This is a genomic window from Neobacillus drentensis, from assembly GCF_036965425.1.
Lineage (GTDB): Bacteria > Bacillota > Bacilli > Bacillales > Cytobacillaceae > Neobacillus > Neobacillus drentensis_F.
The window spans coordinates 19,865-27,009 of record NZ_JBALPP010000051.1; the positions used below are offsets into that span (position 1 = coordinate 19,865).

Annotated in this window: 4 protein-coding genes; 3 read left to right on the forward strand and 1 reads right to left on the reverse strand. The window is 35.4% G+C overall.

Annotation, left to right across the window (positions count from 1 at the left end):
* The first annotated feature begins 157 nt into the window (after positions 1-157).
* The 3 genes from V7161_RS14995 to V7161_RS15005 all read left to right on the forward strand — a co-directional run bounded on the left by V7161_RS14995 (position 158) and on the right by V7161_RS15005 (position 6,782).
* Positions 158-3,913, forward strand: a complete 3,756-nt coding sequence (locus V7161_RS14995) for an AAA domain-containing protein (protein ID WP_335713798.1) — start codon at positions 158-160, stop codon at positions 3,911-3,913.
* Between the two features lie 250 nt (positions 3,914-4,163).
* A complete protein-coding gene (locus V7161_RS15000) occupies positions 4,164-5,828 on the forward strand; it encodes a TerD family protein (protein ID WP_335713799.1) in 1,665 nt (554 codons plus the stop codon).
* Between the two features lie 762 nt (positions 5,829-6,590).
* Positions 6,591-6,782: a hypothetical protein gene (locus V7161_RS15005; protein WP_335713800.1), complete on the forward strand. Its 192-nt coding sequence runs from the start codon at positions 6,591-6,593 to the stop codon at positions 6,780-6,782.
* A gap of 143 nt (positions 6,783-6,925) precedes the next feature.
* On the opposite strand, the gene V7161_RS15010 is transcribed toward V7161_RS15005, so the two are convergent.
* A partial coding sequence (locus V7161_RS15010) for a DUF3231 family protein (protein WP_335713801.1) occupies positions 6,926-7,145 on the reverse strand: 220 nt, incomplete at its 5' end.

Below are 7,145 nucleotides of genomic sequence, written 5' to 3' on the forward strand. Positions count from 1 at the left end.
AGAAAGCCTATAATAATATTGTAGGCTTTTTTGACAGGCTCTGGAGTATAAAACTTTTGAATGGTATATAAGGAAATTAAGTGGAATATTACATATATGTAGAATCAATTGAGGAACCGTTATATATGAAGGTGCTTTAAGGAAAGAGGTCCTGCAAATGAAAGACAAATTAATACATATGAGGGATAAGCTGAATGATATCAGCCGCCGAAATCGCTCCATCAGGCTGCTAAAGCTATATAATAAGTGGAGCTTTGATTTAACAGATCTGGATAGCTTATCTATGTTATCGAAAGAAAAAGCAAGTGCTGCGATCGTGGAACAAATTATTAGTCAGTCCAAGAAAGAAATTATCTTACTAAAACCTGCGATGAACAACGAACGATCCATGAATCTTTCTAAAAAACTGACTGATTTATATAGAAATATTAAAGGAATCGAAGATGAAACAGGGATCCATGATTTTTACCTAGGTTTTCCTTTTTTGTCTGGAACTTTGTCAGATGGAACGTTTTTTCAGGCTCCTTTATTTCTATACCCACTTAGATTAGATAAAAACAATGTGAATGCACAAAAATGGGTGATCAAATTAGATGAAGGGGAACCACAAATTAATCGAACATTGTTCTTAGCTTTTAAAAAGTTAAATAACCTATCTTTTACAGAAGACTTTTATGAAAAAGCTGCTGAAATCGCAACCCATTACAACTACGAAGAATGGCTCACCTTTTTAAAGGATCATGAAATGAATGTCTCCTTTACGCCTCAAGGTATTACAAAGCTAAAAGAATATAGGAAAGAAGAAATACCAGGAGTTTCAAATTTAACCTTGTTGGAGTATGCAGTCATCGGTAACTTCCCTCAAGGGGGATCTTCATTAGTTAAGGATTATGAGGAGCTTATTACGCTTGCTGAAGAAAGTGATTTAGCCTTAGCAGGTGAACTGATTGAGTCCAAGGATACGGAATTTGAGATGGAAGGCGGCGAACATGAAAAAACGAATCCATCGAAAGATCCTGACATATTAAACCTATTACAAGCAGATGGGTCCCAAGAAGAGATTATCAAAGATGCGCGTTATAAGAAAGGTTTGGTGGTTCATGGACCGCCTGGTACAGGGAAGTCTCAAGTTATTGTTAATCTTATTACCGACGCCCTACAACAAGAGAAAAAAATCCTCGTCGTTTGTCAAAAACGTGCAGCACTTGACGTTGTATACCAACGTCTTGATAGCCTAGGATTAAGTAATCATGTTGCGCTTGTACATGATGAAAAAAATGACCGAAAAAACCTTTATCCGAAAATAGGAGCTGTTTTGGAGCAAAATCAAGTTTCCTTTGAAAATGCTTCCAACAACCTACCATCAGTATCAAAAAACTTATCATCTCGAGAAGAGTTATTAAACAGTATCGCTTCCGCCTTATACACTTACCAAGACTTTGGTTTACGATTATATGATTTATATGGTTTGGCTAAGCCGATTGGTGAAACCACTCAAATCCTGGATCTGCATGAGGTTCTGTCCGAATTAAATAAAGATGTACTAGAGGATATTTCAGAAAAAGTGTATACCTTTGCGGAATGGTTTGATCGTTTTGGCGACGCGGATTTTCCATTAAAAGAGCGTAAATCGTTTGCCAATTTTAATATGAAAGAAAAGCTGCAAGCCATTGAGTTATTAGATGGTGTCATTGATAAGGCTAAACAAGCGGTTGAATTCCTTGATTCATTGGACCATGAAAAAATTACTCCAGGATACACATGGCTAATCGAAAACAAGTTAGACAAGATTTATCCTGATTTAGAGGATGGAACCAAAAAAACACTACAAGGATTAAGACTTTGGTGGTGGACGAATTTTTCAGGTAAAAACATTATCGAGGAATTACTTAATGGTGAAAAATTTAAGGGGACCAGCTCCTCGGAATGGCTTAAGATTAAGAAATCTTTAGTACTTATGCATCGATTGGGTAAAGTGACAAAAGAAATGGCTGATGAAGTAGAAAAGTTAAAGAAATTTCTCGATGATTCGAAAGTGGACAGATTAAAAACAAGGATATCAGAAGGAGATATTCCAGTCCATGAATTAGACAAAATGGTGGAATACATTCATCGTGATTTCGAAGAGCTCCAACAAATGGATGTTTTTTGGTATCAGTGCAGCGAGATTGAAAAGAAAGTCATTCTTCTACTGCAACAGAAAACAGATCGAAATGAATTAACTCTTTCTAATTATTGGGTGGAATTATTTAAGAACTCTGCCTATGTCCATTGGATTGACCAAACCGAAAAAAGAAATCCGCAGGTACAGAAAATTTCAACCAATGAATTATCCAGAATCAGAGAATCATTTGCAGAACTGATTGAGGAAAGAAGAAAGGTTGGGACTCAGTTTCTCATTCATACCCTAACTAAAAAAGTAGAAGCTGTTCAGACCAATCATTCAAGAAATATCAGAGAGTTGAAGCACCAAGTTGGTAAGAAAAGACAAGTTTGGCCGCTGCGAAGGTTAGTAAACGAATTCGCTGGAAATGGTCTTGTGGATATTTTGCCAGTTTGGCTTGTATCACCTGAAATCGGTTCTTCTATTTTTCCATTACAAGAGGGATTATTTGATTTAGTTATATTCGATGAAGCCTCGCAGTGTACCGTGGAAAGTGGGATACCATCCGTCTATCGGGCTAAACAAGTAATCATTGCTGGGGATGAGAAACAGCTGCCGCCCTATAATTTATTTCAAGCCTCCTTTATTAACGATGAAGAGGAGGAGGAAGAATTCGATACGGATGATTCGATAAGCCTGTTAAATCTAGCTAAAAGAAGGTTCCCTGAAAGGCTTCTTCAATGGCACTATCGGTCTAAATACGAAGAATTAATCAATTATTCGAATCATGCCTTCTACAACGGGCACATTCAAATTGCTCCTAATGTTATTCCTTTTAGGAAACCGCCTGCGATCCTATGGAAAAAAGTCAATGGCAGATGGATTAATCAGTCTAATGAAGTGGAAGCAATAGAGGTTGTCAATATTCTAAAAGATATATTAATAAATCAGCCTGGAAAAACAGTGGGAATCATAACCTTCAATTCAAAGCAGCAATCAAAAATACAGGATCAAATTGACAAACTAATGAGTGAAGATGAGGAATTTAACGCCGTTTACAATCAAATGTTAACCAGAGATCTGGATGAAAGGGTCTTTGTAAAAAATATTGAAAATGTGCAAGGAGATGAAAGGGATATTATCCTCTTCTCCATTACGTATGCGAAAAACGAAGAGGGCAAGGTTTATAACCGCTTTGGGATGCTAAATCAAAAAGGCGGAGAAAACCGTCTTAACGTCGCCGTTACAAGGGCTAAAGAAGGAATCATTGTTGTTTCAAGTATTGAACCAGAAGAACTGAATGTAGCCAACACTTCACAAATGGGTCCGAAATTACTAAAAGCCTATCTCAAATATGTACGTGCGGTTTCAACCTCTCAACTTGATCAAATAACCGCAGTGGTTCAAGAAATAAATGAAAATGTCAATACACATATACAGGATAAAGAATTGCATTTTGACTCTCCGTTTGAGGAACAAGTGTATCGTCAACTGAGAAACATTGGATACGAGGTTACAACTCAAGATGGCATGTCAGGTTATCGAATTGATATGGCCATTGTTCATCCGCATGATTCTTCACGCTATATATTGGGAATCGAATGTGATGGAGCCATGTATCACAGCTCCGCAAATGCCAAAGAAAGAGATGTCTATCGTCAGCGTTTCCTGGAAAGCAGGGGATGGACGATTGAACGGATCTGGAGTCGAAATTGGTGGAGGAACTCAGCTGCTGAAATCGAGAGAATTGATCAGAAGGTGAAAGAATTGGTTAAGAGTGAAATGGTTCGAGAAAAGGTTGTTAAATAAAAAATGGTGTCAGTCCTTTAATAGACTGGCACTTTTTCTATATTCAATTTCTAATTAACAATAATTTGATTATGTAAACCATTTTGCGAATCTAATTGTACCGGTGCAAGATGTAAATAAATAGGAGGAAAAAGTTGCTTATTGCAAAACTAGGAAAAAAGTCATAAATTGTAATAAGATTAATTCAAAATTAAAGTAGAATAAACTATTATCTTCATATTTTCTTAATATAAGAAAAGGAGTGGTAGAATTGGTCATATCCTTAATAAAAGGACAGAAAATAGTTCTAACAAAAAACAATCCAGAGTTAAATTTGTTACATATTGGCTTGGATTGGAATGCCCCGGGTAATTTCGATATAGATGTTTCTGCTTTCATGGTAGGGGCGGATAATAAAATTATTCGTGAAGATGACTTTGTTTTTTATGGACAGCCGTTATCCTCTAATGGTTCTGTTTGTTTGGAGGAATCCATTTCAAAAATCGAAAAACAGCATTTTATGATAGATTTATTAAAAGTACCTGCCGATGTAAATAAAATCTCCTTTACTCTTTCCATTTATGAATCCCAACAAAATGGACAAAGCTTTAAAGATGTTTCTGATATTAAATTAAGAATTGCAAACAGTAAAAACCAGGAAGAATTAGCCGCTTTTCCAATTGATTATTCCTTTACAAAGGAGACGGCCATTGAGTTAGGTGCCGTCTATCGATATTCGAATGATTGGAAATTCCAAGCAGTTGGTGCTGGTTTTTATGGTGGTCTTGAAGAATTATGCCGTGTTTTTGGAGTGGATGTTGTAGAACCACAAGAATCAGTATCTTCTAATCATACGGAATCGAATTCTAGTTCACCCAATGAGAGAGAAGAGAAGGAAGCTGAGAAAGATATTCCAATGTCTTCAGTCGATCTTATCCAGTTAAAACGGAACGAAGACAGGTTAACAAGCATGTCTATATCAGAAGAAAACTTTGATCCAAGCAGTGTCGATTTTATCGCTATTGATTTTGAGACAGCGAATAACAAAATGAGCAGTGCTTGTTCTTTAGGGATGGTTTTTGTAAAAGACCATACAATCGTTGATGAAAAATATTATTTAATTCAGCCACCTAATTTACAATTTGATTCGGTTCATACTAGAATTCATGGAATGACCGCTGATGATGTTAGAAATGCAAAACGGTTTGACGAAATATGGGACGAAATCAAGGAATATTTTGAAGGCACCACAATTATTGCTCATAATGCTCAATTTGATATGAGTGTATTGCATTCTTGTTTAACGGAGTACTCTTTGACCCATCCTGATTTTAACTACATTTGTAGTATTCCATTAAGTACAGGAGTTTGCGGCGGAAACGGTTTAGGTAATTCTTTAAAGGAACGCTTGGCCTATTTTGATCTTGAAATTACCAATCACCATAATGCCGTATCAGATGCTAGAGCATGTGCAGAGTTAGTGATTGCCTGTATGAAAACGATGGAGAAGAAAACCCTTCAAACATATATAAGCCTATTAGGAATTTCTGTCCGGCGCTTTGAGGAACTGAAACCGCAAACTGGATTTAGAAAAAACAAATTTAAGAGTAATAGGGTTGCCATTTCAGAAATAGCGGTAACGGTTGAAACGATCAGTACCAACCATCCTTTTTTTCAAAGAAATATTGTCTTTACAGGGGAATTAAATTCATTAGAACGTAAAGAAGCTATGCAGCAGGTAGTGAACTCTGGTGGAATTATTAAGAGTGGTGTAAGCAGTAAAACCGATTTCCTAATCGTCGGTACTCAAGACAAGTCCTTGGTTGGAGAAAGTGGTTTAAGCACTAAGGAAAGAAAAGCCAATGAACTGATTAATAAGGGGAAAACAATTAAAATTTTAAATGAAAAAGAATTTATTCAATTACTTCACCAGTAAACTATAAATTTAAAGTGCAACCAACAGAACAGGTCAAAGGGCATCCATGGGGTTGCCCTTTTTGTTTTCCCTTTATCTTTTTCGTTTTCAATAAGGCCGCATAGTTTGCCGTCTTTTCGCGTAAAGAAGTGAGTGATTCTCATAACCCTTTTGAAAGCTGCTTTTGTACACCTTTAACCTCCTCCAGAAATTTCACAAGAATATTAAGACCTTCAACAGTGTGAAAAACTTTAAAAATCTTAAGATATGGTTTGCCTTTATCTAAAAATGCCTGAACGACACAAGTTATTCGAAAAACGGTTGAGTAAGGAAGATTTGACAAATCATAAATAGAAGGAGGATTTGAAATGAAATTTACGATTCGTATTTTCTAAAGGGAAAACTTTAATAATTCAATATTTGAAAGAGAGCTAAAAAAATCCTTAGAGGAGATTAGTGTTTCTGTTACGAGTATTCATTTTAATCAATTTGAAGAAAAATACATACATAATAAAAGGAATATTATTGAGATAAATGTTGAAGGTAAAGGGGACTTTATCGATTACAGAACCGTTTTCGGTTGTGTATTTTTAGTAATAGATGAACTTTCTTTAAATTTATCTGGTTTAGATATAAATGAATAATTGGCTTCCTAAAGCGCTTTTTTATTTCCAAATTTTCCATAATAAAAAATTGTTTTTTAAGGAGGAAATTATGAAAGAATTTATTATTTCATATTTAGAAGATAATGAAATTGGTGTCCATAAATAAGAAATCCTCGTTGTGGGCAAAGACTTTCAATCATGCTATTTAGAGCATATTCAAAAATATCCAACCATGGTAGGGATTGTTCAGCAATTTGATGAAGAACACGAAACCATGAATTTTCTCCGCCCTAACAATATTCAAAAAGAAAAAGTTACTGACGAACTCTTCGAGGAAGATGAGAAAAAAAGAGAAGTTTATGATGGATGATCTATATCCATATTACAAACAGAAGTATTTACCATTTTGTCAATGCTATAAAATTCATACCTAAAAATTTCCGAAAACAAGCTGCCAAATTTGGTGGCTTTTCTTATTGAACGGGGCAGGATGATTAGCACCTGCCACCGTTTCTATTTGTGTGACCAATTAGATACAGGTGGTTCATTAAACCAATTTTTCCTAATTAATAACTTCAGCCCTTTCTCTGAGTAGTTTTCAATCATCTTGATTAGTTCCTTTAAAGAATCTATATGATCCTTTTTATAACTGGATACCACTGCAGTTTGTAGATTGGATATACTTACTGGATTTAGGAACATTATTAAGTTTGCCATTAATTTATCTGAAAAA

Coding starts and splice junctions, on each gene's coding strand:
- V7161_RS14995 (WP_335713798.1), top strand. CDS start 158: ATGAAAGACAAATTAATACATATGAGGGATAAGCTGAATGATATCAGC.